The organism is Micromonospora sp. NPDC048842 (assembly GCF_040649935.1).
GTDB classification, from domain to species: Bacteria; Actinomycetota; Actinomycetes; order Mycobacteriales; family Micromonosporaceae; genus Micromonospora; species Micromonospora hortensis.
Genome location: NZ_JBEZGK010000023.1, coordinates 82,513 through 108,289 on the forward strand (window position 1 = coordinate 82,513; position 25,777 = coordinate 108,289).

The 25,777-nt window shown below is 70.4% G+C and carries 23 protein-coding genes; 15 read left to right on the top strand and 8 right to left on the bottom strand.

Features of this window, described 5'->3' with window-relative positions; genetic code table 11:
• Window positions 1–115 precede the first annotated feature (115 nt).
• From AB0C19_RS26470 to AB0C19_RS26500, 7 genes are all read left to right on the top strand, one after another.
• Window positions 116–1,003 carry an IniB N-terminal domain-containing protein gene (locus AB0C19_RS26470; protein ID WP_357189618.1) on the top strand — a complete coding sequence of 296 codons (888 nt, stop codon included), beginning with the start codon at window positions 116–118 and terminating at the stop codon, window positions 1,001–1,003.
• 115 nt (window positions 1,004–1,118) lie between these two features.
• Complete coding sequence (locus AB0C19_RS26475; RefSeq protein WP_357189658.1) at window positions 1,119–2,975, top strand: dynamin family protein; 1,857 nt, start codon at window positions 1,119–1,121, stop codon at window positions 2,973–2,975.
• Complete coding sequence (locus tag AB0C19_RS26480; protein ID WP_357189620.1) at window positions 2,972–4,432, top strand: hypothetical protein; 1,461 nt, start codon at window positions 2,972–2,974, stop codon at window positions 4,430–4,432. Before AB0C19_RS26475 ends, AB0C19_RS26480 begins: the two co-directional genes overlap by 4 nt.
• Before the next feature lie 137 nt (window positions 4,433–4,569).
• Entirely contained in the window at window positions 4,570–5,592 is a 1,023-nt protein-coding gene (locus AB0C19_RS26485; RefSeq protein ID WP_357189621.1) for an ABC transporter substrate-binding protein, read from the top strand.
• A 31-nt stretch (window positions 5,593–5,623) separates the two neighbouring features.
• Window positions 5,624–6,631 (top strand): iron ABC transporter permease, encoded by a 1,008-nt coding sequence (locus AB0C19_RS26490; RefSeq protein ID WP_357189623.1) that lies wholly within the window; start codon window positions 5,624–5,626, stop codon window positions 6,629–6,631.
• 2 nt (window positions 6,632–6,633) lie between these two features.
• On the top strand, window positions 6,634–7,707 hold the full coding sequence (locus AB0C19_RS26495) for an iron ABC transporter permease (RefSeq protein WP_357189625.1): 1,074 nt from the start codon (window positions 6,634–6,636) through the stop codon (window positions 7,705–7,707).
• Window positions 7,704–8,477: an ABC transporter ATP-binding protein gene (locus tag AB0C19_RS26500; RefSeq protein WP_354944171.1), complete on the top strand. Its 774-nt coding sequence runs from the start codon at window positions 7,704–7,706 to the stop codon at window positions 8,475–8,477. The genes AB0C19_RS26495 and AB0C19_RS26500 overlap by 4 nt, the downstream gene beginning before the upstream one ends.
• A gap of 64 nt (window positions 8,478–8,541) precedes the next feature.
• Here AB0C19_RS26500 and AB0C19_RS26505 read toward each other — a convergent pair whose 3' ends face one another.
• Together AB0C19_RS26505 and AB0C19_RS26510 are read right to left on the bottom strand one after the other, a co-directional pair.
• Window positions 8,542–8,832, bottom strand: coding sequence for a DUF1540 domain-containing protein (locus tag AB0C19_RS26505; RefSeq protein ID WP_112678265.1), 291 nt, complete (start codon window positions 8,830–8,832; stop codon window positions 8,542–8,544).
• Between the two features lie 136 nt (window positions 8,833–8,968).
• Window positions 8,969–9,628 carry a DUF2470 domain-containing protein gene (locus tag AB0C19_RS26510; protein WP_357189660.1) on the bottom strand — a complete coding sequence of 220 codons (660 nt, stop codon included), beginning with the start codon at window positions 9,626–9,628 and terminating at the stop codon, window positions 8,969–8,971.
• A gap of 113 nt (window positions 9,629–9,741) precedes the next feature.
• Here AB0C19_RS26510 and rpsD point away from each other — a divergent pair, with 113 nt between their 5' ends.
• Window positions 9,742–10,350 carry a 30S ribosomal protein S4 gene (rpsD, locus tag AB0C19_RS26515; RefSeq protein WP_357189628.1) on the top strand — a complete coding sequence of 203 codons (609 nt, stop codon included), beginning with the start codon at window positions 9,742–9,744 and terminating at the stop codon, window positions 10,348–10,350.
• 255 nt (window positions 10,351–10,605) lie between these two features.
• Window positions 10,606–14,547 (top strand): ThuA domain-containing protein, encoded by a 3,942-nt coding sequence (locus tag AB0C19_RS26520; protein WP_357189630.1) that lies wholly within the window; start codon window positions 10,606–10,608, stop codon window positions 14,545–14,547.
• Between the two features lie 136 nt (window positions 14,548–14,683).
• Here AB0C19_RS26520 and AB0C19_RS26525 read toward each other — a convergent pair whose 3' ends face one another.
• Together AB0C19_RS26525 and AB0C19_RS26530 are read right to left on the bottom strand one after the other, a co-directional pair.
• The gene (locus AB0C19_RS26525; protein WP_238683916.1) at window positions 14,684–15,472 is read right to left on the bottom strand and encodes an SDR family oxidoreductase; all 789 of its coding nucleotides are present in this window, start codon (window positions 15,470–15,472) and stop codon (window positions 14,684–14,686) included.
• A gap of 37 nt (window positions 15,473–15,509) precedes the next feature.
• Complete coding sequence (locus AB0C19_RS26530; protein ID WP_357189632.1) at window positions 15,510–15,872, bottom strand: nuclear transport factor 2 family protein; 363 nt, start codon at window positions 15,870–15,872, stop codon at window positions 15,510–15,512.
• Window positions 15,873–15,950: 78 nt separating this feature from the next.
• Here AB0C19_RS26530 and AB0C19_RS26535 point away from each other — a divergent pair, with 78 nt between their 5' ends.
• Window positions 15,951–16,745 carry a MerR family transcriptional regulator gene (locus AB0C19_RS26535; protein ID WP_357189634.1) on the top strand — a complete coding sequence of 265 codons (795 nt, stop codon included), beginning with the start codon at window positions 15,951–15,953 and terminating at the stop codon, window positions 16,743–16,745.
• A gap of 70 nt (window positions 16,746–16,815) precedes the next feature.
• Here the strand turns inward: AB0C19_RS26535 and AB0C19_RS26540 are convergent, their stop codons facing one another.
• The gene (locus AB0C19_RS26540) at window positions 16,816–17,334 is read right to left on the bottom strand and encodes a septum formation initiator (RefSeq protein ID WP_357189636.1); all 519 of its coding nucleotides are present in this window, start codon (window positions 17,332–17,334) and stop codon (window positions 16,816–16,818) included.
• A gap of 102 nt (window positions 17,335–17,436) precedes the next feature.
• On the opposite strand from AB0C19_RS26540, the gene AB0C19_RS26545 reads away from it, so the two are divergent.
• The 4 genes from AB0C19_RS26545 (at window position 17,437) to AB0C19_RS26560 (ending at window position 20,632) form a co-directional block, all read left to right on the top strand.
• Window positions 17,437–18,132 (top strand): response regulator transcription factor, encoded by a 696-nt coding sequence (locus AB0C19_RS26545; RefSeq protein ID WP_357189638.1) that lies wholly within the window; start codon window positions 17,437–17,439, stop codon window positions 18,130–18,132.
• The gene (locus AB0C19_RS26550; protein ID WP_357189640.1) at window positions 18,129–19,424 is read left to right on the top strand and encodes a HAMP domain-containing sensor histidine kinase; all 1,296 of its coding nucleotides are present in this window, start codon (window positions 18,129–18,131) and stop codon (window positions 19,422–19,424) included. Before AB0C19_RS26545 ends, AB0C19_RS26550 begins: the two co-directional genes overlap by 4 nt.
• A gap of 28 nt (window positions 19,425–19,452) precedes the next feature.
• Window positions 19,453–20,007: a DUF5872 domain-containing protein gene (locus AB0C19_RS26555; RefSeq protein WP_357189642.1), complete on the top strand. Its 555-nt coding sequence runs from the start codon at window positions 19,453–19,455 to the stop codon at window positions 20,005–20,007.
• Between the two features lie 106 nt (window positions 20,008–20,113).
• Window positions 20,114–20,632, top strand: coding sequence for a PepSY domain-containing protein (locus tag AB0C19_RS26560; RefSeq protein ID WP_357189644.1), 519 nt, complete (start codon window positions 20,114–20,116; stop codon window positions 20,630–20,632).
• Window positions 20,633–20,735: 103 nt separating this feature from the next.
• Here AB0C19_RS26560 and AB0C19_RS26565 read toward each other — a convergent pair whose 3' ends face one another.
• Window positions 20,736–22,628 carry an ABC transporter ATP-binding protein gene (locus tag AB0C19_RS26565; protein WP_357189646.1) on the bottom strand — a complete coding sequence of 631 codons (1,893 nt, stop codon included), beginning with the start codon at window positions 22,626–22,628 and terminating at the stop codon, window positions 20,736–20,738.
• A 656-nt stretch (window positions 22,629–23,284) separates the two neighbouring features.
• Window positions 23,285–24,535 (bottom strand): DUF222 domain-containing protein, encoded by a 1,251-nt coding sequence (locus AB0C19_RS26570; RefSeq protein ID WP_357189648.1) that lies wholly within the window; start codon window positions 24,533–24,535, stop codon window positions 23,285–23,287.
• Between the two features lie 18 nt (window positions 24,536–24,553).
• On the opposite strand from AB0C19_RS26570, the gene AB0C19_RS26575 reads away from it, so the two are divergent.
• Complete coding sequence (locus AB0C19_RS26575) at window positions 24,554–24,679, top strand: hypothetical protein (RefSeq protein WP_357189650.1); 126 nt, start codon at window positions 24,554–24,556, stop codon at window positions 24,677–24,679.
• A 258-nt stretch (window positions 24,680–24,937) separates the two neighbouring features.
• Here the strand turns inward: AB0C19_RS26575 and AB0C19_RS26580 are convergent, their stop codons facing one another.
• Window positions 24,938–25,423: an HAD domain-containing protein gene (locus AB0C19_RS26580; RefSeq protein ID WP_357189652.1), complete on the bottom strand. Its 486-nt coding sequence runs from the start codon at window positions 25,421–25,423 to the stop codon at window positions 24,938–24,940.
• Window positions 25,424–25,777 lie beyond the last annotated feature (354 nt).

A 25,777-nucleotide genomic window follows, 5' to 3' on the forward strand; every position in this document is an offset into this window, starting at 1 on the left:
TCAACCGGCCCGGATGCGGGTTCAGCCCCGATGCCCGGGGGCGGGCCCCGGCAATAGCGTCGTCACCGTCGACGTACGACACCCCGCCAATGTCATATCCGAGGAGAACCGGCACATGGACTCGCAGCAGACGCTCCACGACTTCGTGCTCGACCTACTGACGAACCCGGACGCGCGGTCGGCCTTCGACCTCGACCCCGAGGGTGCGTTGCGGGGCGCCGGGCTCACCGACATCACCGCTGCGGACGTGCAGGACGTCGTACCGCTGGTCGTCGACTACGCGCCGGGTGCGGGCCTCGCGCCGTTGGCCTCGCCGGTCGGGCAGCTCGGGCTGGACCCGCTTCTCACCGACACCACCGACGTGGTGGGTCAGTTGCAGAGCGTGGCGCAGCAGATCAGCGTCACCAGCTCGCCCAGTGGCGTGGACGTCAAGGCCGGCGTGCTCGGCGCCATCGCTGTCGACCCGTCGACCGCCGCCGCCGGGGTCACCGTGCTGCCGGGCATCGGTCTGGGTGTCGGTCCGTACGGCCTCGACACCGACCTGGCCGGTGTCTCCGACGTGGCGCACACCCTCGACGCCGACGTGGTGCAGCCGGTGGACGCGATCGCGGACCCGGTGCTCGGGGACGTCACCGGCACCGTCGGCGACCCGAGTGGTCTGCTCGGCGTCACTGACTCGAATCTGATCGGCGGCGACCTGACCGGTGGTGCCCTCTCCGGCACCCACGGTCAGCTCGGCGGGGTCGTCAGCTCCCTCGGTGTCGACGACACCCTCGGCGGGCTGGGCCTCGGGCACGGCGACGGTCTCGTCGGCGGCGTGGTCCCGCCGCTCGACGTGCCGTCGACGGTGGGTGGCGTGACGCACCAGGTGGACAGCCTCCTCCCCGGTGTCACCGACACTGTCGGTGACGTGACCGGTGGGGTCACCGATGGTGTGCTCGGCGGCGACTCGCACGCCTCGTCCGATCACGGGCTGCTGGGTATCACCGGCGGTCTGCTCTGATCCGGATCTCCGGTCGGAGCGGAGGGCCGGATCGCCTCGGGCGATCCGGCCCTTCCCGGTTCCACATCCGGTCCCTCTTGCTAATTAAGCCGAAATCCGCACACTTGGTGCGGTGATGGCCGGGATCTGGTTGGACGTGCTGGACGAGATCGCCCGCACGTGCACTGCACACGGTCGCGGTGACCTGCTTCAGACGGTGCGGCAGAAGCGCGCGCAACTGCTGGACCCGACACTGCGTGTCCTGGTCATCGGCGAGCCGAACCAGGGCAAGAGTCAGCTGATCAACGCGATCATCAACGCTCCGGCCTGCCCGGTCGGCGACGGCCGGACGACAGTCCTGCCGACAGTGGTGCGGCATGCCGAGGCCCCCACCGCGGCGGTGGCGCAGGCACCGCCACCAGCCCCGGGGCACCCCACCGGCACCCCCGACGCGTTGGCCGTCGAGCGGACCCCGGTGGCGCTCAACCAGGTCGCGGCGAGCGTTGCCGGCCTGGTCGGCCGTCGGCCGGGCGGCGGCCCGGCGTACGTCGAGATCGGACTTCCCCGTGCCCTGCTCGGTGCCGGGCTGGTGCTGGTGGACACTCCCGGCACCGACGAGGTCGCCGGCATCGGTGCCGCCGCTTCGATCGCCGCGCCCGCCCGCGCGGACGCCGTGCTGCTGGTCTCCGACTCCACTCGGGAGTTGTCGGTCGCCGAGCTGAACATGCTGCTGCACATCGCGCGTTCGCATCCGAACGTGGTGGTGGTGCAGAGCAAGACCGATCTGGTGGCGGACTGGCGTACGGTCGCCGAGCGCAACCGGCAGCACCTTGCCGAGGCCGGGGTTCCGGCGACGCTGATCCCGGTCTCGGCGGCGCTGCGACTGCGCGCGGCAGCGGCCGACGACCGTGGGCTCAACGCGGAGTCGGGTTTTCCCGCGCTGATCGCCCGCCTGCAACGTGATCTGGCCGGCAAGGCCGACCACCTGGCGCGGGCGGCAGTGCAGACGGTGGCCCGGACGGTGGTGGAGCAGTTGGCCGCGCCGCTGCGCGCCGAGTTGGCGACCCAGGAGGTCGAGGAGCAGTCCGGGCCGATCTCCCGCCTGCACGCGGCGCAGCGCGAGGTCGACGAGCTGCGCCGGTGCTCCACCCGTTGGCAGAACACGTTGACCGACGAGATCACCGACCTGCTCGCCGACCTCGAGTACGACCTGCGTGACCGGACCCGACAGATTCTGCGCGCGGTGGACGAGGCGTTCGACACCGCCGACCCGTTGGTCGCCTGGGACACCTTCCAGGACTGGCTGGAGCGGAGCCTGGTGGAGGCGGCGGAGGCGAACCACGAGTGGCTGATCCAGCGCTGTGACTGGATCGCCCGGCGGGTGGCCGCCAACTTCGACCGGTACGGATACGACGTGTTGCCGCCCTGGTCGATGACGATGCCGGACGACATCGGCGAGCGGATGCCCGAGCTGCAACGGCCGACGATCGACCGGTTCACCACCGGTCAGAAGCTCTTCACCGGCATGAAGGGCTCGTACGGCGGCATGCTGATGTTCGGTCTGGCGACCACCCTGGCCGGCATGCCGATGATCAATCCGGTCTCGGTCGGCATCGGGGCGCTCTTCGGCGGCAAGAGCATCCGGGACGAGAGCAAACAGTTGCTCCGCCGCCGGCAGGCGACGGTCAAGACGGCCATCCAGCGGCATGTCGACGACTTCTTCGTCCGGATCATCCGAGACTGCCGCGACGCCGCTCGGCAGGTGCAGCGGATGCTGCGGGACCACTTCACGGGGCTGACCGAGGAGCTTCAGGAGGCCATCGTGCAGTCGTTCCGCAGCGCGAAGCAGGAGGCCGACACCGACGCGTCGGTGCGCGAACAGCGGCAGCGCGAGATCCGGTTGAAGATGACCCGGTTGGCGGCGGTGTACGAGCAGGCTCAGCAGTTGACCGGCGCCCGCTCCGCCCCGCTGCTGCTGGAGCCGCAGGCATGACGGTGGGAGTGCGCCTGGACGAGGCCGCGTGGGGGTTGCTGCACCAGGCCATCGAGCTGTACCAGGACAATCCCCGGGCCGTCGCTGAGCTTCGGCGACAGGTGGCCCGGTTGGAGCAGCCGCTGCGTATCGCCATCGTCGGCCCGTGGCGGTCGGGCAAGTCGACTGTGCTCAACGCGTTGATGGGCGAGGAGGTCGCGCCGGTCGAGCGGGCGGACGGGGCCTTCACCTGGTACGAGGACGGGGCCGCGCCGCGTGCCACCGCCTACCCGGTCGGGCAGCCACCGCAGGAGTTGGCGGTGGTGAAGTCGGCGACCGGGCTACGGGTGGATCTGGGCTGGGGCGCGGGGGAGGTGCGCGACATCGTGGTGCGGTGGCCGACGCGGGCGCTGCGGCAGATCACGCTGATCGACACCCCGGCGGTCACCGGCGGCGCCGAGCAGGGCCGGGCGCCGGTGTTGGACCGGGTGCTGCGCGACGCGGACGCGGTGTTGTACCTGACCCGTGACGGTCGCGACAGTGACCTGCGGGTGCTGGAGTCCGCACGGGACAGTGCCGTCGGACAGTCCGCCCCGGTCAACGTGATCATGGTGTTGTCCCGCGCGGACGAGACCGGCGGCGGCCGGATCGACGGTCTGCTCACGGCCCGCCAGCTCGCCCGCCGGCACCACCGCGACCCGAGGGTGAACGCGCTCAGCGTCAACGTCGTGGCGTGCAGCGGCATGATCGGCCTGGCCGGCCGGATGCTCGGTGAGTCCGACTTCGCCGCGCTCGCGACTCTGGCTCAGGTGCCCCGGGCGGAGCTGGACATCCACCTCATCTCCGCCGACCGCTTTCTCCGTGGCGAGCTGCCGGTACGGCTGGACACCGAGCTGCGCGCCGCGCTGCTGGGCCGGTTCGGGGTCTTCGGTGTCCGGCTGGCGGCCACGCTGGTGCGCAGCGGGTTCGACAGTCGGGTGAAGCTCTCCGCGGAGTTGATTCGGCGCAGCGGTCTCACCGAGCTACGTGAGTCGGTGACGCGGTGTTTCATCGATCGCCGCGACGCCCTCAAGGCGCGGTCGGCGCTGGCCGCCGTGGAAGCGCTGCTGCGGGCCGAGCCCACCCGGGGCTCCGCCGAGCTGGTCGGCGCTGTGGAGCAGATCCTCGCCGGCGCGCACGAGTTTCGGGAGTTGCGCCTGCTGGTGGCGCTGCGGAACACCCGGCTGGGGTTCGACGCGGAGCTGGCCGCCGAGGCGCAACGGCTGGTTGGCGGCGACGGGGTGGGCCTCGCGGCTCGGCTCGGTGTCGAGCACGAGGCCGACGTACGGCAGCTCTGGGAGGTCGCCTCCGACGCGCAGTGGCGATGGCGTGACCGGGCGGAGGATCCGCTGCTCCCGCTGGCGCAGCGGCGCGGCGCTCAGGTCGTGGTCCGCAGTTGCGAGGGGATGATCGCCGAGCTGGCCGCGGGCGGCCGCTGAGCGTCCGATCGCCCGTTTCGCGGCCATCTTTCGAGGTGGGGGCACCCGGCATTGGCCAAAACCGAAAGTGTTGGTTAGCCTAACCTAACTTTCGGGCCGGATGGCTCGCTTCTCTTCGAAAGATCGGGAACTTCACCATGCACTCATGGCGTCCGGTCCTGGCCGTCGCGGCGCTGAGCGCCGTGCTCGGCGGGCTCACCGGTTGTGGCAACGACACGGGCACCGGTGACACCGCCGCCGCTGCCACCGCCTCGGGCCCCTGGTCTTTCAACGACGGCTCGGGCAAGGTCGTCAAGGCGGACAAGAGGCCGACGCGGATCATCGCGCACGCCGGCGAGGCCGCGGCGCTCATGTCCTTCGGCATCAAGCCGGTCGGCGTCTACGCCGACGAGTCGGTCAAGACCGACCCCAACCTGAAGAACCTCGACCTCACCGGGGTCGAGATCCTCGGCGAGGAGTGGGGCAAGATCGACGTGGAGAAGGCCGCCGCCCTGCGTCCCGACCTGATCGTCGGCGACTGGTGGCCGGCCGAGAAGGCGCACAGCGGCATGGAGGAGGGCGTCGACGAGAAGAGCAAGAAGCTCGCCGAACTGGCCCCCGTCGTCGGCGTCACGCAGGGTAAGTCGATCGTCGCGCTGGCCGAGGGGTACGAGGACCTCGCCGAGAGCCTCGGCGCCGACGTGGCCAGCCCGCAGATCACGGCGAACAAGAAGCGCTTCGAGGACGCGGTGACCGCGTTCAAGGCGGCCACCGCGGCCAAGCCGGACCTGACTGTCGCGGCGATGTCGCCCTCGACGGAGAAGGTCTACGTCGCGAACCCCGAGTACGCGCCCGAGCTGCTGGACCTGCAGACCTGGGGCCTGAAGGTGATCAACCCGGCCAGCCCGGACCCGGCCTTCCCGTACTGGGAGAACCTCAGCTGGGAGAACGCCGACAAGTACCAGCCGGACCTGATCCTGTGGGACGGCCGATCCTTCACGCCCACCGCCAACGCCGAGTGGAGCACGAAGCAGCCGACCTGGTCCAAGATCAAGGCTGCCAAGGTCGGTGCCACCGTCTCCTGGCCGGCGTTCTGGCTGCACACGTACGGGGACTTCGCCACCGAGCTGGACAAGCTGACCCAGGCGGTCAAGGCCGCTGATCCGAATGTCGGCAACTAACCAGATCGGGACGCGCACCTCGACGGGAGGCGTGCGGCGAGCCTCTGCCCTCGGGCCGGGGCTCGCCGTCCTCTGTGCGGTCCTCGCCCTCGTCGGCTTCCTGAGCGTGACAATGGGCTCGCGTTCGATCGGGCTCTCCGAGGTGCTGCACGCCCTGTTCAGCCTCGACAGCGACGGACCGATCAGCAGCACCGTCACGCTGGAGATGCGCGTACCCCGCACTCTGCTCGGCATCCTGGTCGGCGCCGCGCTCGGGGTTGCCGGGGCGATCCTGCAGGGCGTCACCCGCAACCCGCTGGCGGACGCGGGGATCCTGGGCATCAACTCCGGGGCCGCCGCGTTCGTGGTCATGGCCATCACTGTGCTCGGGGTGCGTGGCATCGGTGTCTACGCCTGGTTCGCCTTCGCCGGCGCGATCGCGGCGCTGGCCCTGGTGTACGCGGTCGCCTCGTTGGGCCGGGAGGGTGCCACCCCGGTGAAGCTGGCCCTGGCGGGCGCGGCGGTCACCGCCGGCCTGACCTCGGTGACCAGCGGGATAGTGATGACGAACGTGGATGCCCTCAACGAGCTGCGGTTCTGGCAGGTGGGGTCGCTCGCCGGTCGGTACACACCGATCCTGACCGGGGTCGCGCCGTTCCTGCTGATCGGCCTCGCCGTGTCGTTGGGCTTCGGGCGGGCCATCAACGGCCTCGCGCTCGGCGAGGACGTCGCGCGTGGCCTCGGCCAGAACGTGACCCGGACCCGCGTGGCCGCCTTCGCCGTGGTCGCTATCCTCGCCGGTGCCGCCACCGCGGCCTGCGGACCGATCGTCTTCGTCGGGCTCGTCGTACCGCACCTGGCGAGGTTCATCTGCGGCCCCGACTATCGCTGGATCCTGCCGTACTCGATGCTGCTGGCGCCCATCGTCCTGCTCCTCGCCGACGTGCTCGGCCGGATGGCCGCCGCCCCCGACGAGGTTCAGGTCGGCGTGATCCTCGGGCTGATCGGCGCGCCCGCGTTCATCGCGATCGTGCGCTACGGCCGGCTGTCGGAGGTCTGAACATGGTGACGACAACGACAACGAGCGACCACCGCTCCGCCCCGTCCGGCACGGCAGCGGCGCTGCGCGCCAACCGGAGGCGTCGAGCCGGCCGGTCCGTCGTGGTGACCTGCGCCCTGACCGTGACGGTCACCGCCCTCTTCGTGCTCACCATGATGGTGGGCAGCTTCCGCATCGGCGCTGCCGAGGTGATCGCCTCGGTCCTGCACCTGTCCGACAATCCCAGCGTCGACTTCGTCGTCCGTGGCCTGCGGCTGCCGACCGCGGCCGCCGCCCTGACGGTCGGACTCGCCCTCGGCGCGTCCGGCACGATCTTCCAGCAGTTGCTGCGCAACCCCCTCGCGTCCCCGGACTTCGTGGGAATCACCTCGGGGGCGGGGCTGGCGGCCGTCACCGGGATCGTGCTCCTCCAGGCTGGTGGGCTCGTCGTCAGCGGTCTCGCCCTCGGTGGCGCGGTCGCCGCCGCCCTGGCGATGTACCTGCTGGCCTGGCGCGACGGCGTCAGCGGCTACCGCTTCATCCTCATCGGCATCGGGGTGGCGCTCTTCTTCGAGGGCCTGGTCGGCTACGTGCTCAGCCGGGCGCAGCTCTTCGAGGCCCGCCAGGCCATGCACTGGCTGATCGGGTCGGTCGGGCAGGCCAGCACCACTGAGCTGTGGGTGCTCACCGGTGCCCTGATCGTCCTGCTGCCGGTCGCCACGTTGCTGCAACGTCCACTGAGTGCCCTCGCGCTCGGTGACGACGCCGCCCGGATGCTGGGTGTCCGGGCTGAGCTCAGTCGGGCCGGGCTGCTCGGCACCGCCGTCGTGCTGGTGGCCTTGGCGGTGTCGGTGGCGGGCCCGATCGCGTTCGTCGCCCTGGTGGCCGGGCCGATCGCCAACCGGCTCCTCGGCCCTGCGGCCCAGGGCGTCCTGCCCGCCGCCCTGGTCGGTGCCGCGCTGCTGCTCACCGCCGACCTCGTCGCCGTGCACGTGCTGCCCACACCGTTGCCCACCGGAGTGGTGACGGGTGCGGTCGGCGCGCCCTACCTGCTGTGGCTGCTGGCCACCACCAACCGACAAGGAGCGGGTGGATGACCCGACTACGCGCCGAGGGTCTCACCCTCGGCTACGACGACCGGACCATCGTCGACCACCTCGACGTCGCAGTGCTCGACGGCAAGGTCACCGCGATCGTCGGTGCCAACGCCTGCGGCAAGTCCACACTGCTCCGCGGCCTGGCCCGACTGCTGGCACCGCGCGACGGCGCCGTCTTCCTCGACGACAAACCCCTCGCCGACCTGCGCAACGTCGACGTGGCAAAGGTGCTCGGGCTGCTCCCGCAGACTCCCGTCGCGCCCGACGGCATCACCGTCGCCGACCTGGTGGCCCGTGGCCGCTACCCCCATCAGGGGTGGTTTCGACGGTGGAGCAACGACGACCACGACGCCGTCGCCCGGGCTCTCGACGCCACCGGAACCGCGGATCTGATCGACCGTCCGATCCGGGAGTTGTCAGGTGGGCAACGCCAGCGGGTCTGGGTCGCCATGGCCCTGGCACAGGACACCGACCTGCTGCTGCTCGACGAACCCACTACCTACCTGGACATCAACCACCAGGTCGAGTTGCTGCGGCTGTTGCGGAAACTGAACGCGGAGTCCGGCAAGACCATCGTCATCGTCATGCACGATCTCAACCTCGCCTGCCGCTACTGCGACCACCTCATCGCGATGTCCGGCGGTGCGATCGTCGCGGAGGGAGCGCCGGTCGACGTGGTCACCGGCGACCTCGTCGAGCAGGTCTTCGGTCTCAGCTGCCTCGTCGTACCCGACCCGATCGCCGGCACGCCGATGGTCGTCCCCGCGTAGCCGGCCTCGAACGTGGACGAGGGACGGCCGTGGCGGCCGTCCCTCGGTTCGCGTCGCGCCGGGATCAGCGCGGCTCGTACGTCTGACAGTCCGCGATGTCCTGACCCGGACCCACCCGGATGGACGGCGCGTGGCACTCCAGCTCGGCGTTGTGCTGGCAGTCGTCCCGCTTGCAGGCACCTACCTGCGCGATGACGCGGTCCAGCCCGCCCTTCGCCGAGGTGTCGATGAACGTGGCGCAGCTGGCGTTCTGCTGCCCGATGGTGATGGCGAACGCGTGGCAGCCGTCGTGGTTGTAGCCGCAGTCGGTGACAGTGCACTCGTGTACCCGCGGCATCTCCAGCATGTCGGTCATGGCGATCTCGCTTCCGTCGGTGGTGCCGGGTCACCTTCATACCCGGCCTCGGCAGGACAACTCCCTATCAGCCGCCCCTTTTAGGGATGTTTTGCATAGGTCAGCCTTGCCTAACCGTCGGCGAGGGCGGCGATCGTCAGCGGGCATGTCGGGCGCGGCAGCCGCGCGGGTGCCGAAGCAGTTCCTCGATCCGCGCGCCGAGTTCGGCCGGATGCCGCAGTGGTGCCCGGAAGTTCAGCCGGACGTCCCGGTCACCACTGCTCAGCTCCAACCGGAGTACGACACCGTGCCGGTCCAGGCGTACCGGCCGAACCTGGCGAACGCCCTGGAGGTGGCGAGCGGGGATCAGCCGGCTCAACCCCTCGACGGTGCGCGGGTGGTGGTGGTCGAGGTGGCACAACAGATCGGCCTCGACGGCGGCCAGCGGATCGGGTTGGGCGTTCGCGAACTCGTCAGCGTCGACGCACGTGGTGCGGCCGTCGACTGTCAGCTCGGCGGTGGCGAGGTCGAGGACCGTCACCAGCTCCTGATCGCTCCCGGTCGCGGCGGCCTCGGTCACCAACCAACCGGTGAGCGTGGCGCGCCCGCGCACCCGGTCGCGGAGCGGCGTGGGCGCCAGGTCGGTCACCTCGACCATCGCGACGGTCTCCCGCTGGTGCGCGAGGTGTTCGGCCAGGTGGCAGCCGACCGGTAGGTCGATCCGCAGCCGCCCGTCGCTCGTCACGAGGTGCCGTCCGACGACGTACGCCTCGACGCCCGGGATGTGCAGGGTGAGGGAGTCGGCGGCGGCGAGCATCGATCGGATTCGGACACCCGCATCGGCCGTGGAGTCCGCCGTGCTGGTCGAGGGCTTGCTCAAGGCGATCATCTCCTAATAAGGTTAGGCTTACCTTACTTGAGAGGTGATTGATGAATCAGACCCGTCCCAAGGTCAAGCGTTCCCGCGCCCTGGGCATCGCGCTGACCCCGAAGTGCGTGCGCTACTTCGAACGCCGCCCGTTCCCGCCGGGGCAGCACGGCCGGGCCCGACGCACCACCAGCGACTACAAGGTCCGGCTGTTGGAGAAGCAGCGGCTCAAGGCGCAGTACGACCTGCACGAGGGGCAACTCCGGCGCGCGTTCGACCGGGCCGTGCGCCGGCCCGGCAAGACCGGTGAGGAGTTGATCGTCGAGCTGGAGAGTCGGCTGGACGCGCTGGTGCTGCGAGCCGGTTTCGCCCGCTCCATCTACCAGGCCCGCCAGGTCGTCACCCATCAGCACGTCACTGTTAACGGCCGTCGCCTGGACCGGCCGTCCGCGCGGCTGCAACCCGGTGACGTCATCGAGGTGGCGGAGCGCAGTCGAGGCAAGGCGCCGTTCGTCGTCGCGGCGGCCGGGGCGCATGTCCCGGAACGTCTCGCCCCCTACCTGGAGGTGAGCCTGCCCGGCCTGACCGCTCGGCTGACCCGGCTCCCGCTCCGCTCGGAGGTCCCGGTGGTCTGCGACGAGCAACTCGTCGTGGAGTACTACTCACGCTGACCGAGGGTTGGGAAGGGCCCCGAGTGCGGGCACCTGCACCGGGGCCCTCGGCGGATGGATCGCGGCCCGAAAACCGTTATTCGATCTCACTTCACACGGTCGCCCCTGACCTGCGGAGATAACGCTCTCACGGATGGTGGGAGAGTGCTTGACGCGCTCGTGATCCGGGCGCAACGATGCATTCACATGTCTCGTCCCACCACCGCCAGGCGTGATCGGCGCACGCCGTCCCTCGCACCGCGAAAGGACCCCACTGTGCGCAGATCCCTGAGATCGTGGCTCGGCCTCGCGCTGAGCGCGATCCTCGTGGCGGGCGGCATCGTCGCCTCGCCACCCACGGCCAGCGCCGCACCGTTCACCGTGCTTGTCTTCAGCAAGACCGCCGGGTTCCGGCACGGATCCATCACCCCGGGCATCGCCGCGATCCAGCAGCTCGGTGCGGCCAACGGCTTCAGCGTCGAGGCCACCGAGGACGCCGCCCAGTTCACCGACGCCAACCTGGACCGGTTCGCCGCGGTGATCTGGCTCTCCACCACCGGCGACGTGCTCAACGCCGCCCAGCAGGCCGCGTTCGAGCGCTACATCACCGGCGGCGGTGGGTACGTGGGCGTGCACTCCGCCTCCGACACCGAGTACGACTGGCAGTGGTACGGGGGACTGGTCGGGGCGTACTTCGCCTCGCACCCGGCCGAGCAGAACGTCACAGTGAAGGTCGCCGACCAGGTGCACCCGTCCACCGCGACGCTGCCGCAGCGGTGGAACCGGTTCGACGAGTTGTACAACTACCGCACCAATCCCCGCGGCAACGCGCACGTGCTGGCCACCCTGGACGAGAGCACCTACACCGGGGGGAGCATGGGCGCCGACCACCCGATCTCCTGGTGCCAGAACTACTCCGGCGGCCGAGCCTGGTACACCGGCCTGGGGCACACCGACGCGTCGTACACCGAGGCGAACTTCCGTCAGCACCTGCTCGGCGGCATCCGGACGGCCGCCGGCGCTGTCGACGCCGACTGTGGCCCCACCGTCACCAGCAGCTTCCAGCAGGTGGAGCTGGCCAAGGGCGCGGCCGAGACCGGTGAGCCGATGAGCCTCACCGTCCTGCCGGACCGGGGCGTGCTGCACACCTCCCGCAACGGCGTGATCCGGCACACCGACGCCGCCGGCAACACCAAGATCGCCGCCACACTGCCGGTCTACACAGGCGACGAAGAGGGTTTGCAGGGCATCAAGGCCGACCCGAACTTCGCCACCAACCGCTGGGTGTACGCGTACTTCGCGCCACCACTGAGCACTCCCGGCGGTGGTGCGCCCGCCGAGGGCACGCCGGCCCAATTCGCCGTCTGGGAGGGCGTCAACCGACTGGCCCGGTTCACTGTGAACGCGGACAACACCATCAACCTGGCCAGCGAGACGTTGATCCTGAACGTGCCGACCAGCCGGGGCATGTGCTGCCACGTCGGCGGTGACATGGATTTCGACGCGGCCGGCAACCTCTACCTGTCCACAGGTGACGACACCAACCCGTTCGACTCGGCCGGCTTCACCCCGATCGACGAGCGGGCCGGGCGTAACCCGGCCTTCGACGCGCAGCGCACCTCGGCGAACAGCAACGACCTGCGCGGCAAGGTCCTCCGGATCAAGCCGAGCGCGGCCGGCGGCTACACCATCCCGGCCGGCAACATGTTCGCCCCGGGCACCGCGCGGACGCGCCCGGAGGTCTACGCGATGGGCTTCCGCAACCCGTTCCGGATGAGCGTGGACAAGGCCACCGGGATCGTCTACCTCGGTGACTACGGTCCCGACGCGGGCACCGCAGACCCGAACCGGGGGCCGGCGGGCAACGTCGAATTCGCCCGGATCGACCGGCCCGGCTTCTACGGCTGGCCGTACTGCACCGCCCGCAACGACGCCTACAACGACTACACCTTCCCGTCCGGGCCGTCCGGGGCGAAGTTCAACTGCGCCGGCGGGCCGGTGAACAACTCGCCGAACAACACAGGCATCACCCAGCTGCCGCCGGCCATCTCGGCCTGGTTGCCGTACGGCGGGTCCGGCTCGCCGCCGGAGTTCACCGGCGGTGGGCTGTCGCCGATGGGCGGCCCGGTCTACCGGTACGACCCGAACAACACCTCACCGGTGGCGTTCCCGCAGTACTACGACGGGACCTACTTCGCCGGTGAGTTCGGTCGCCGCTGGATCAAGAACATCAAGCTCGACGCGTCCGGCCAACCGCTGAAGATCAACCCGTTCCCGTGGACCGGTACCCAGGTCATGGACATGGAGTTCGGCCCGGACGGCGCGCTCTACGTGCTCGACTACGGCACCGGCTGGTTCAACGGCGACGCCAACTCGGCGCTCTACCGCATCGAGTACGCCCGCGAGGGCAGAGCACCCATCGCGAAGGTGTCCGCCACCCCGACCAGCGGCAGCGCGCCGCTGACAGTGGCCTTCTCCTCGGCCGGCACCCTCGACCCGGACGGCGACCCGTTCACCTACGCCTGGGACTTCGACAACAACGGCACCACCGACTCGACAGCGGCGAACCCGAGCTTCACGTACACCACCAACGGGACCCGCAGCCCGACGCTGACGGTCCGGGACACCACCGGCAAGACGGCCACCGCGAGTGTGGTCGTCACCGTCGGCAACAGTGCCCCGGTGGTCACCGTGAACACCCCGTTGAACGGGCAGACCTTCACCTTCGGGGACGCTGTGCCGTTCTCCGTCACCGTCACCGACGCCCAGGACGGTGCTATCAACTGCGCCCGGGTAAAGGTGAACTACGTGCTTGGCCACGACTCGCACGGCCACCAGCTCGGCAGCGTGCAGGGCTGCACCGGGGTCATCCAGACCTCGGCGGACGGCGAGCACGACACGGCGGCGAACATCTTCGGCATCATCGACGCCGAGTACACCGACCTGGGCGGTGGTGGCCAACCGGCGCTGACCACGCACACCCAGGCGGTGCTGCAACCACGGGTACGTCAGGCCGAGCACTTCGGTGACTCGTCCGGCGTCCAGATCGTCGCCGGGGCGGCGGGGCACGGCGGCGCGGCGGTCGGCTACATCGACAACAACGACTGGATTTCGTTCCGCCCGTACAACCTGACCGGCGTCCAGTCGTTCAGTGCCCGGGTCGGCGCCCCGGCCGGTGGCGGCGGCACGTTGGAGCTGCGGGTCGACTCGCCGACCGGGCCGTTGGTCGGTTCGGCCACCGTCGTGTCCACCGGCGGGTACGCCAACTTCGCCACTGTCACCGGTGGGGTCACCGCCCCGACCGGCACCCGGACACTGTTCCTGGTCTTCAAGGGCACCGGCCCGTACTTCGACATCGACGAGTTCACCCTCTCCACCAGCCCCGGCGGTCCCGGACCTGACCCGGACCCGGACCCGGATCCCGAGCCGGGTGCCAACCTGGCCCGGGGCAAGCCGGCGCGCGCGTCCAGCTTCGAGGGCGCGTTCACAGCGGCCAACGCTTTCGACGGCGTGGCCGGCACCCGGTGGGGCAGCGCCTTCGGTGACCCACAGTGGATCGACGTGGACCTCGGCGCCAGGTACGCCATCAACCGGGTCAAGCTGACCTGGGAGGCGGCGTACGGCAGCGGATACCAGATCCAGACCTCGCCGGACGGTGTCAACTTCACCACGATCCGTACGGTGACCGGTGGTGACGGCGGGGTGGACGACCTGACCGGGCTCAGCGGGTCCGGCCGGTACATCCGACTGCTCGGCACCACCCGGGGGACCGCCTGGGGCTACTCGCTGTTCGAGTTCGAGGTCTACGGCGGCACCGGAAGCCCGACCGGCGGCAACCTGCTGCTGAACAAGCCGACGTCGACGTCCAGTAACGAGGGGGCCGACGTGTCCGGCGCCCAGGCCGTCGACGGCAGCCTCACCACCCGCTGGTCGAGCACGTTCTCCGACCCCCAGTGGATCCGGGTGGACCTCGGCAGCGCCACCGCGATCGGCCGGGTCAAGCTGAGCTGGGAGGCGGCGTACAGCAGCGCGTACCAGATCCAGACATCGAACGACGGCACCACCTGGACCACAGTGAAGACGGTGACCGGGGCCGACGGTGGCGTGGACGAGCACACCGCCCTCGGCGCCAACGGCCGCTACCTGCGGATCAACGGCACCGCCCGGGGCACCGGATATGGCCATTCGCTCTGGGAGTTGGAGGCGTACGCGAGCTGAACCACCACCCGAGTCCGCCCCCACTGTCGATTCGGCGGTGGGGGCGGACCCGCCTCGATCACGTAGCAGCGCGGGCGGGACCGAGATCCGGAGGGCATCCCCGCAGATGACGGCGTAGGTCGCTGCGTTTGCGGGCTCAGACGGTAGGGACTGTTCCGCCATCGATCACGTACTCGGCGCCCACGATGGCCGAGGCGCGGTCCGAGACCAGGAACCCGACCAGGTCGGCGATCTCCTCGGTGTTGGCAAACCGTCCCAGGGGTACGCCTCCGAGGGAGTCGTAAATGCTCTGCTTGGCTTGTTCGCGGCTGATCCCGTTGCCCTCGGCGATTCGGTCCACGAACCTCTCGTAGGCCTCCGTCTCGATGCCGCCGGGGCTGATCGCGTTGACGCGGACGCCGCGCGGGGCGAGCTCGTTGGCGAGCCCCTTGCTGTAGGTACGCAACGCGGCTTTCGCTGCCGCGTAGGCCAGGGACGCGTCGTACTGAGGAAGTTCACGCTGGATCGAGGTGAAGTGCAGCACGACCGCCGAGCCGGACTCGATCATCGCCGGTAGGAGGGCTCGGTCGAGCCGCACCGCTCCGAGGAGGTTCAAGTTCAGCTCGATCATCCACTGCTCGTCGGTGATGACCGCGAACCCACCGGACGGCGTCGAGGCACCTCCGACGACGTGTACCAGGATGTCCAGTGCGCCGCCGGTCTCGGCGATCCGGTCGGCCACCGCCTTCGCGCCCTCGACCGTCGAGGTGTCGGCCTCGATGAACCGGTCGGGGTGCTCGTACCCCTCGGGCATCGTCCGGGCCGTCACGTAGACGTCGGCGCCCATCTCCCGCAGTCTCTCGACGACGGCCTTGCCTGAGCCCTTCGATCCGCCCGTGACCAACGCACGGCGTCCATCGAGACGATCGCGATCTGAAGTAGGCATTCGCTCTCCCCTGAAGATCGACGTGGTGCGGGTCTTGTCAGGATCCGTGGTTGGCGATGACGAGTTCAGTGACGAGGTCCTTACGAATCGTGAACCGGTAGTCGAGTTCGGCGACGCCGCCTGGGAAGGTTCCCTCGAGCCGCAGGGTCACCACCCAGTGGCTGTTGTCGACGCGGGCAGCGCCGATCTGCTTGGTCGTGTACTCGAACTCGGAGCCGGCGTCCCGCAGGAACGCGTAAATCTGCTCTCGGCCGCGGAAGGACTCGCCCTGATCGACGGCGACCGCGTCCTCCGCGAAGAACGACGAAGCCGTGTCGGCGTCGCGAACGACGTGAGCGGCGAGGAAACCGCGGACGGTGGTTGGCAGTGGATCGGACCGGAGGTCGTTGTGGTGTGTCATGAGCCCACCGTGTGGCCTCGCGGTGCAGGAAGGTCAAGCGCTGGACTCTCCCCCTGGGGGAGCCTTCATACTGCGAGGGTGCTGACGATCGGGGAGTTCTCGCGCCTGACCCACCTGAGCGTGCGGACCCTGCGTCGGTACCACGAGAGTGACCTGCTGGAACCCGCAGTAGTGGACGAGACCTCCGGCTACCGCTACTACGCCATCGAGCAGATCCCGACCGCCCAGGTGATCAACCGGCTCCGCGAGCTCGACGTCCCCCTGGGCGACGTGCAGCGGATCCTGCGGTCCCCGGACCCCGGTGTCCGCGCGACCCTGATCGCCGACCACCTCCAACGCCTGGAGGCCGAACTCGACCGCACCCGAGCCGCTGTCGCGTCGCTGCGCCGCCTGCTCCGGCCCGACCCCGCGCCGATCAAGGTTGAGCTTCGTGCCGAGCCCGCCCGCACGGTCGCGGCGGTGGCGGCCGTGGTCGACGAGGGCGAGGTCGAGGCCTGGTTCGCGGGCGCAATGGCCGAGTTGGAGGTGGCAGTTGGCGACGCGGTGACCGGTCCACCGGGTGGCACCTACGACAACTCCCTGTTCGAGCAGGGCCGCGGTCACGTGTTGGTCTACCTGCCGACGGCCGCTCCACCTCATACCGGGCGGGTGCACGCCGCGACCCTACCCGCCGCGGAACTGGCAGTGGCCACCCATGTTGGCGAGCACGATGGCATCGAGGTCACCTACGGCGAACTCGGTACCTGGGTCGTGAAGAACGCCATGTCGGTGGCGGGGCCCGTGCGGGAGGTCTACCTCGTCGGACCTCGGGACGCAAGCGATCCAGCCGCGTGGCGCACCGAGATCGGGTGGCCGGTGTTCCGAGTGACCTGAGTGGGTGGGCGGACCGACGGTCGAGAACGTCACGGTGGTTAGGCGAACACCACTGATGTGTACGTCCCGGCTAGTCGTCGGCGACGGCCACCGGCTCCGAGCCGATGCAGCGCACCTTCAACTCGTACTCCCGGGTCGGCCCCTGGAACGTGACCTCGACGTCGTCGTCCGGGCCCCGGTCCACGTCGCGGACCCGGTAACCCTGCGCGGGCGCCCAGGAGACGAGGCGTACCCCGCCGACGCCGCACTCGGCGACGGCCGTGCCGCCGTCGGTGGCGAACCCCCGGCGGGCCCCGGAACTGGCGCTCGGCGCGGGGCCCGTGCTGCCCGGCGCGGCCGAGGCGGTGCCCGTGCTGCCCGGCGCGGCCGAGGCGGTGCCCATGCTGCCCGGCGCGGCCGAGGCGGTGCCCGTGGTGGGCGCCGGCTCCGGTGCGGCGAGCGCCCGCTCGATCTCGGCCTCGCTGCGCACCCCGCCCGGGGTGCCGGTGAGGCTCTCGCCCACCAACCGGATCGCACCCAGGCCGATCAGTGTGGCGATGGCGGCGGTGGCCACCCAACCGGTGGCGACGAGGATCGAACGACGGCCCATCCCCTGACTATCCCCGATCCGTCCTTGTCGTTTGCACATCCGTTCGCTAAGGCGTGGTTAACGTGCGCCGCGCTGCCAGCCGCAGCGGTTAGCCTGCCAGCTGTGGCCCGCCTGTTGCTCATCGAGGACGACCTGACGATCCGTACCCCGCTGATCCGGGCCCTGCGCGAACGCGGCCACGCGGTGGCGGCGGCCTCGACCGCGATGGCCGGGCTCCGCGACGCGCTGGAGGACCGACCCGACCTCGTCGTGCTCGACCTGGGCCTGCCCGACCTGGACGGCCGCGAGCTGCTGCGGATGCTGCGCGCGGTCAGCTCGGTGCCGGTCATCGTGGCCACGGCACGTGACGACGAGACCGAGATCGTCCGGGTTCTCGACGCGGGCGCCGACGACTACCTGGTCAAACCGTTCACCGCGGCGCAGCTCGACGCCCGCGTCCGGGCGGTGCTGCGGCGCGGCCCCTCCGGCGCCGACGGGCAGGTCCCGGCGCTCGTCGTCGGTGGGCTCCGCGTCGACCCCCGGGCGCGGCAGGTGACCCTGGACGGGGTCGCCGTCGAGCTGACCCCCCGTGAGTTCGATCTGCTGCACCACCTCGCCGGCCGACCGGGCCAGGTGGTCACCAAACGTGAGCTGCTCACGGAGGTGTGGCAGATCCCGTACGGCGGTGCCGACAAGACCGTCGACGTGCACCTGTCCTGGTTGCGTCGCAAGTTGGGGGAGAACGCCCAACAGCCCCGCTACCTGCACACGGTGCGTGGTGTCGGGGTGCGCCTCGAAGCCCCGGCGGCGCAGCCGTGAGGGCACGTCTCGCGCTGCTGGTCGCCGCGGTCAGCGTCCTCACCCTCATCGCGTTCCTGGTGCCGTTGGCGCTGCTGGTCCGCACCGTCGCCGAGGACCGGGCCACCGTTCGGGCCACCGCCGACGCGCAGAGCCTGGTGCCGGTGGTCGGCACCGCCGACGCGGCTACCATCCGGCTCACCGTCGAGCAACTCGCCGCGGACTCCGGTCGACCGGTGAGCGTCTTCCTGCCCGACGGCACGGTGCTCGGCGCCCAGACACCGCGTACGCCAGCTGTGGCCCTCGCCGCGCGCGGACAGAGCCTCACCGGTGAGTCGGCGGCCGGACGGGAGGTCGTCATCGCCGTGCAGGGTCGGGCGGACGGCACCGGGGTGATCCGGATCGCGGTGCCGCAGCACGAGCTGACCGCCGGGGTCACCCGGGCCTGGCTGGTGCTGGCGCTGCTCGGCGTGATCCTCGTGCTGATCGGGCTGCTGGTCGCCGACCGGCTGGCGCGCACCCTGGTCCGGCCGATCAGCGACCTCTCGGCAGTCTCACACCGGCTTGCCAACGCCGAGCTGGACGCCCGTGTCACGCCGGCCGGCCCGCCCGAGCTGCGCGAGGTGGCCGGCGCGCTCAACCACCTCGCCACCCGGATCCAGGTGCTCCTGCTGCAGGAGCGCGAACAGGTCGCCGACCTGTCCCACCAGCTGCGTACGCCGCTGACCGCGTTACGGCTGGAGGCGGAGTCCTTGCGTGACCCGGACGACGCCGCACGGATCACCGCCGCCGCCGACGGGCTCGAACGCGCGGTCACCGGGCTGATCCGACAGGCCCGGTGGCGGCACGCACCGGCGCAACCGGCCTCCTCGGACGCGGCGGCGATCGTCGCCGACCGGGTCGCGTTCTGGTCGGTGCTGGCCGAGGACACCGGCCGGGCCGTCACCCTCGACCTGACGCCCGGCCCTCTGCCCGTCGGTGTGGCCGCCGACAACCTGACGGCGGCAGTGGACGCTCTGCTCGGCAACGTTTTCGCGCACACCCCCGACGGGACGCCGTTCGCCGTTCGGCTGGCCCGTGAGGCGGGCGAGGCGGGCGAGGTGGTCCTCACTGTCGCCGACGAGGGCCCGGGCATGCCCGCCGGGGCGATCCGGCGGGGCGCCAGCGCGGCCGGCTCCACCGGCCTCGGCCTGGACATCGCCCGGCGCGCCGCGCAGGCCGCCGGTGGTCGGCTGGAGTTGCGGGCCGGCCCGCGAGGCGGTGCGCAGGTGCTGCTCCGGCTCGGGCCTCCGACGTCGCTGCGGGACGCATAGCCGCTGCGGTGCCGGGTAGCTGCCAGTCATGGCGCGGTATACGAAACCCGAGCTCAGAGAGCAGATCAAGGAAGAGATCAAGGCTTCCGACAAGGGCGGCCGGCCGGGGCAGTGGTCGGCGCGCAAGTCACAGCTGGTCACTCAGGAGTACAAGAAGCGCGGCGGCGGATTCCTGGGCGAAAAGGACGAGCGGCAGAAGTCCCTCCAGCGCTGGGGCAACGAGAAATGGCAGACGAAGGAGGGCGACACCCGTGCGCGCAAGGGCGCCACGACGAGTCGTTACCTGCCCAAGAATGCCTGGGAGGAGATGTCGGAGAACCAGAAGCGCGCGACCGACACGAAGAAGCGCGAAGCGTCCCGGTCCGGCAAGCAGTACGTCGCCAACACCGGGCCGGCCAAACGGGCGCGTCGGGACGCCACGACGGCCGGACGGATGACGGAGATGTCGGTAGCGGAGGCGGCCAAGCTGGTCCGTGGCCTCGACACGCGACAGCTCAAGACCGCGTTGCGTAACGAGCGCGCCAGCAAGGACCGCAAGACGCTCGTCCAGCGCCTCGAAGCGGAACTCAACCGGCGCGGCTGACCCGGCCCTCGACCGCCTTAACCCGCCCTTAGCGTCCGGACAGCGCGGTGCTATCCCGATCTGACCGATCCTCGAAGTCGACAACCGAGGAAAGGTGGACACCACGATGAAGCGCACCAATCTGCTTCTGGCGTCGGTCGGCGGGTCGGCGGTGCTGGCGGTGGCCGGGGTCGCGCTCGGCGTCAACGCCGCGAACGACTCGCGGACCGGCGGCACGGCACTCGCCGCGGCCACCGTCGCGCCGACGGCCACCGACGCGCCGGCAGTCACCGGTACGCCGTCGGCCGGCACCCCATCGGGTACGCCGTCGGCCGGCACGCCGTCCGGTACGCCGTCGACCGGCGGCGCGCCCGCGGGCAGCGCGGTCGACGAGAAGCGCGCCGGTGAGATCGCCCTCGCCAAGGCCGGTGGCGGTCAGATCGTCGAGGTCGAAGCCGAGCAGGAGAACGGCCGACCGGTGTGGAGCGTCGAGATCGTCGCTGGCGACACCGAGCACGAGGTGGACGTCGACCGGGACAACGGCTCGGTGGTCAAGGCCGAGCAGGAGCCGGTCGACGACGACGACAACGACGCTGACGACGACGACGACAACGACGACGCCGACGACAAGAACGACAACGACTGACCGCGGCCGCCGCTCACCCCGGGTGCTTGCACGGGGGTGAGCGGCGGCTCGCTGTGACGCGGTGGTCGGACTGCCCTTGTGGGTGGATCGACCACCGCGTACGTCATATGGCGACGCGTTGCTCCTGGACCGTCGGCTCGTCCTGCGCGAACTGGGTGCGGTACAACTCGTGGTAGCGGCCACCAGCCGCGAGCAGATCACTGTGCCGCCCGCGTTCGACGATGCGTCCCGCCTCCACGACGAGGATCTGGTCGGCCGCCCGGATGGTGGAGAGCCGGTGCGCGATGACCACGCTCGTCCGGCCGGTCAGCGCCTCGGCGAGGGCGTCCTGAACCGCCGCCTCCGAGGTGGAGTCGAGATGCGCTGTGGCTTCGTCGAGGATGACCACACGCGGACGAGCCAGCAGCAGACGTGCGATGGTGAGCCGTTGCCGTTCCCCGCCGGACAGCCGGTATCCGCGCTCGCCGACGACTGTGTCCAGCCCATCGGGAAGTGAGCGGATCAGGTCGTCGAGTCGGGCCCGCCGGAGCACATCCCACATCTCGTCCTCGGTCGCGTCCGGCTGGGCGAACGCCAGGTTGGCGCGGATGCTCTCGTGGAAGAGGTGCCCGTCCTGGGTCACCACGCCCAACGCCGTCCGGATCGACTCGGCCGACAGCTCACGTACGTCGACGTCGGCCAGCTTCACCGCGCCGTCCTCGACGTCGTACAAACGAGGCACGAGCTGCGCGATAGTCGACTTGCCCGCCCCGGAGGAGCCGACGAGCGCCACCATCTGCCCCGCTTCGGCGCGGAACGACACCCCGTGCAGCACCTCCTCACCGCCGCGCGTATCGAGCTTTGCCACGTCCTCCAGGGACGCGAGCGACACCTTGTCCGCTGAGGGGTAACCGAACCGGACTCCGTCGAACTCGACAGCGACCGGCCCCTCTGGGAGTGGCCGAGCGTCGGACCTGTCGAGGATCAGCGGCTTGAGGTCGAGGACCTCGAACACCCGCTCGAAGCTCACCAGCGCGCTCATCACCTCGACCCGAGCACTGGCCAGTGAGGTCAACGGTGCGTAGAGCCGCGACAGGAGCAGCGCGAGGGCGACCACCGTCCCGGCGTCGAGGCTGCCCCGTAGGGCGTAGAGACCACCCAGCCCGTAGACCAGGGCCAGTGCCAACGAGCCGACGACGGTGAGCGCGGTGATGAATACCCACTGGAGCATCGCGGCGCGGACGCCGATGTCCCGGACCCGACGGGCTCGCGCCGCGAACTCGGCGGACTCCTCGGCCGGCCGCCCGTACAGCTTGACCAGCGTGGCACCGGGTGCGGAGAAACGTTCGGTCATCCGGGTGCTCATGGCCGCGTTGTGCTCGGCCGCTTCACGCTGCAACTGAGCGAGCCTCGAACCCATCCGACGGGCCGGGAGAACGAAAATGGGCAACAGGACAAGCGCCAGCAGCGTGATCTGCCACGAGAAGGTCAGCATCACGGCCAACGTCAGCATCAGCGTGACGGCGTTGCCGACCACGCTCGACAGGGTGTCGCTGAAGGCCCGCTGCGCGCCGATCACGTCGTTGTTCAGGCGGCTGACGAGTGCACCCGTTCGGGTCCGCGTGAAGAACGCCACCGGCATGCGCTGAACGTGGTCGAAGACAGCCGTGCGCAGTTGGACGATCAACCCCTCACCGATGCTGGCGGAGAGAAATCGCGTCACCAGACCCAGCCCGGCCTCGGCGAGGGCGATCACGGCGATCAGTACGGCCAACCGGATCACCACGCTGCTGTCGGCGCCGTCGACGATCGCGTCGACCACCCGACCGGCGAGCACGGGCGCCGCCACCGTGAGGACCGCCGTCACCACACTCAACAACAGGAACCTGACGATCAAGGCGCGGTGTGGCCGTGCGAACTGCGCGATCCGCTTCAAGGTGGCGCGGGACAGCGGCCGCTCATCCTGCGCGTTCATCGCGTGGTGCAGGGACATCCACGCGGTAACTTCCATGCTCATGCGTAACCTCCGATATTGGAGGCTAGGACCTCACCCGAGCTTGAGGTCAAGTCGCCACGCGAGTCTGTGGCTGCGGGTTGTGCACGGTGGCCGTGGTCAGGGACCGCGTCGGTGCCGTCGCCGACATCGGGTACCGCGCTCAACGACGACGAGCTCGCGTCCGTGAAGCACTGGTCCGTGGAGGTTGTTCCACGAACCGTCGTGGGTCGCTGTGGGTCGCTGTGGGTCGCTGTGGGTCGTGGTGGGCTGTCGCCGGCGGGGCGTAGGCGGTTGGATGCGTTGCGGGTCGTCGTGGGCCGTTGGAGGCGGCGCAGGAGGCCGCATGCGTTGCGGGTTGTGGTGGGCCATCGGAGGCAGGCGTGAGCTGTTGCGGGTCATCGGGGCCCGTGCTGGCCGACGACGGCGTCACCTGGCTCGCGGGCCGACGCGGCGTTGAGACCCCGGCGCAGGCCGTCGTGAGCTGTTGTGGGTCAATGCGAGCCGCTGCGATCAGCTCTCTTCTCGACCCAGCCGGCCTGCGCCCGGGGACGTGCCGCTCGGCGCTTCGGCCTTCGCGGCGGGCGCCTGGCCGACCTGCCTCCTAGGATGCCCTAGGCGGTGTGCGGTGGGCGACGGTGTCGACCCGACCTGAGGTGATCGTTCTCGGCTGCCTGCCCCTATGTTCGTCGGTGGTAGTGGTTGCGGCGGGGGAGTTGTTCGGGGTCGAGCCAGGCGGGTGGCACGAATTCGGGGTGGCCGTCGTGGCCGAGTTGGATGATCCAGTCGCTGTGGTGCAGGTGGCGGTGGTGGTGGCCGCAGAGCAGGACGGCGTTGTCGAGGTTGGTGGTGCCTCCGTCGGCCCAGTGGTGAATGTGGTGGGCGTGGCACCAGCGGGGTGGTCGGTCGCAGCCGGGGAACGCACAGCCGCGGTCGCGCAGCACGAGGGCGCGTCGCAGCGGCCCGGTGATGAGTCGGCGTTGTCGCCCGACGTCGAGGACTTGGCCGGTGCCGCCGAGGACGGTGGGCAGGATGGTGGCGTCGCAGGCGAGCCGGCGCACCGTGTCCGGGGTGAGCTGTAGGCCGATGTCGAGTGCGCCGGCACCGAGTTGCCGGGTCAGCGCGTCGTAGGTGGTGGTGACGACGATCTGGGCGGGGTCGCCTCCGCTGTCGGGTAGCTCGTCGCTTCGGAGGGCGAGTCGGCACACGTCGGCGAGGGCGTCGTGGCGGCGTTGACCGGGCGAGCGGGTGTCATCTGGTCCGGACGGGGCTGTCAGTGGGTCGATGGTGGCGCGGAACAGGCCGGCGGTTTCGGCGTCGAGGGTGCCGGTGAGCCGCAGTCGGCCGTCGGTCTGCTCGGACAACGTGAGGTGCCGGTCGCGGGCGGCGCGGCGTGCTTCGGCGTCGAGGGCGGCTTGGGCGGCGGCGTCGGCGATGTCGGGGGCGACGTGGTCGAGGATGCGGGTGCCGAGTTTGCGCAGGTGGGTGGCGTCGAACTGGCTGGCCCAGCCGACGAGCGCACCGACGGCTTTGTCGGCGGTCTCGGCGTCGGTCGACGTGTTCACGGTGGTGGCGGTGTCGGTGATGACCCGGGCCTGGTCGACGCTGATGTGCCCGTCGGCTAGCGCTTGTCGGATCCCGGGGTTGCCGGTGTCGAGGGCGGTGGCGAGGTCGATCAGGCGGCGGGCGGCGGGGATGGTGAGTCGCAGTCGTTCGCGCAGCCAGACCGCAGTGGAGGAGGCCCCCTGCGCGCGGGGCGTGCCGCGGCCGTCGAGCTCGCGGACGAGAGTGAGTTTGACGGCGGCGAGGCGTCGCTCCAAGCGGTGCGCGGCGTCGAGTGCGGCGATCAGCTCGGGCTCCGGCAGGGCCCAGGCGGGGGCGTCGACGCAGGCCGCGACCACGTCGTCTGCCAGCGCCAACTCCTCGACCATGACCCGAGACTAGAACAGGTGTACGACAACTTCACTCACCATGATCGATTTGGTCGGCTGGTTCCCGAAGGGCTCATCGATGCCGAACTCAGCCAGATGGTGGCCGTGGTGGGCGTGCTGCTCGGCGGTGCCGGGAGCTGGTAACGACAGCGTCTGGCATCAGCGAGGGCTGCGTGTCGCGGCTGCCGGTCCCTGGCGTGACCGAAGACTGCGTGTCGGCGGCGCTGGCGGTGCGCGACATCAGGGAGGGCTGCGTGTCGGCGAGGCTGGCGGTCGCCCGGTATGAGCGAGGGCCGGGCGCGTGGCTGGGGATACGGCGAGGGCCGGGCGCGTGGCTGGGGATACGGCGAGGGCCGGGCGCGTGGCTGGGGATACGGCGAGGGCCGGGCGCGTCGCTAGGGATTAGCCGGACGGGCGTTGAAGGGCCTTGGCCCAAGTCATGACGTGATCGACGGAGTCGCGCGTGAGGCCGATCGTCGGGTCGGCGGTGATCAACAGGGTTGGGCTGCTGCGTGCTGCTGCCCAGCCGTGGGCTTGCGGCGTGTGGAGGTCGTCGATCCAAGCCGCGGGCCGTTGCTGGGCGTAGGCGGCGATGGCCGGAATCTTGTCGCTGGGGTGGAACGGCGCGGGTGGCATGGTGATCACGGGCAGAGGAGCGATGCGCAGGAGCGGGGCGAGGAGTTGGTTGGCCTCGTCGTTCCAGCTCGTGGCCCAGGCGATGTCCAGGACGGCGCTCGCCTCGGTGATCCAGGCGCCGTGGGTGAGGTTGACACGGACGGGCTCTTCGCCGGGGAACAGGCGGTGCTCGGTGTAACCGGCGGGTGGTTGAGGGGTCCCGTAGGGGGTGAGGACACCATCGACGTCGAGCAGGAGCAGGGGCCGGTTCACTCGGAGGATCCTGCCGTAAATGGTCCATCGATAGTGACCGCGAGATACGTCAGCGGCCAAGGCCCGCCCGCCAGGACCGGCCGGGCAGACAGCAGGCGGCCGGTCAGGAAATGGGCAGACAGCAGGCGGCCGGTCAGGAAATGGGCAGGCGCCAGGCGGCTGGGCAAGTGCGGGCAGCCACCAAGCGGCCAGGCAGGGACAGGAGTAGGCACCAGGCGGCGGGGCGTAGGGGTGGGGGCGAGCGGCGGGGGGGGGGGGGGGGGGGGCGGGGCCCCCCCCCCCCCCCACAACACACAACGGGAGAAGGGAGACGAAATAGGAAGACAACAACACGCCGGGGAGGTTTTGTTTGTA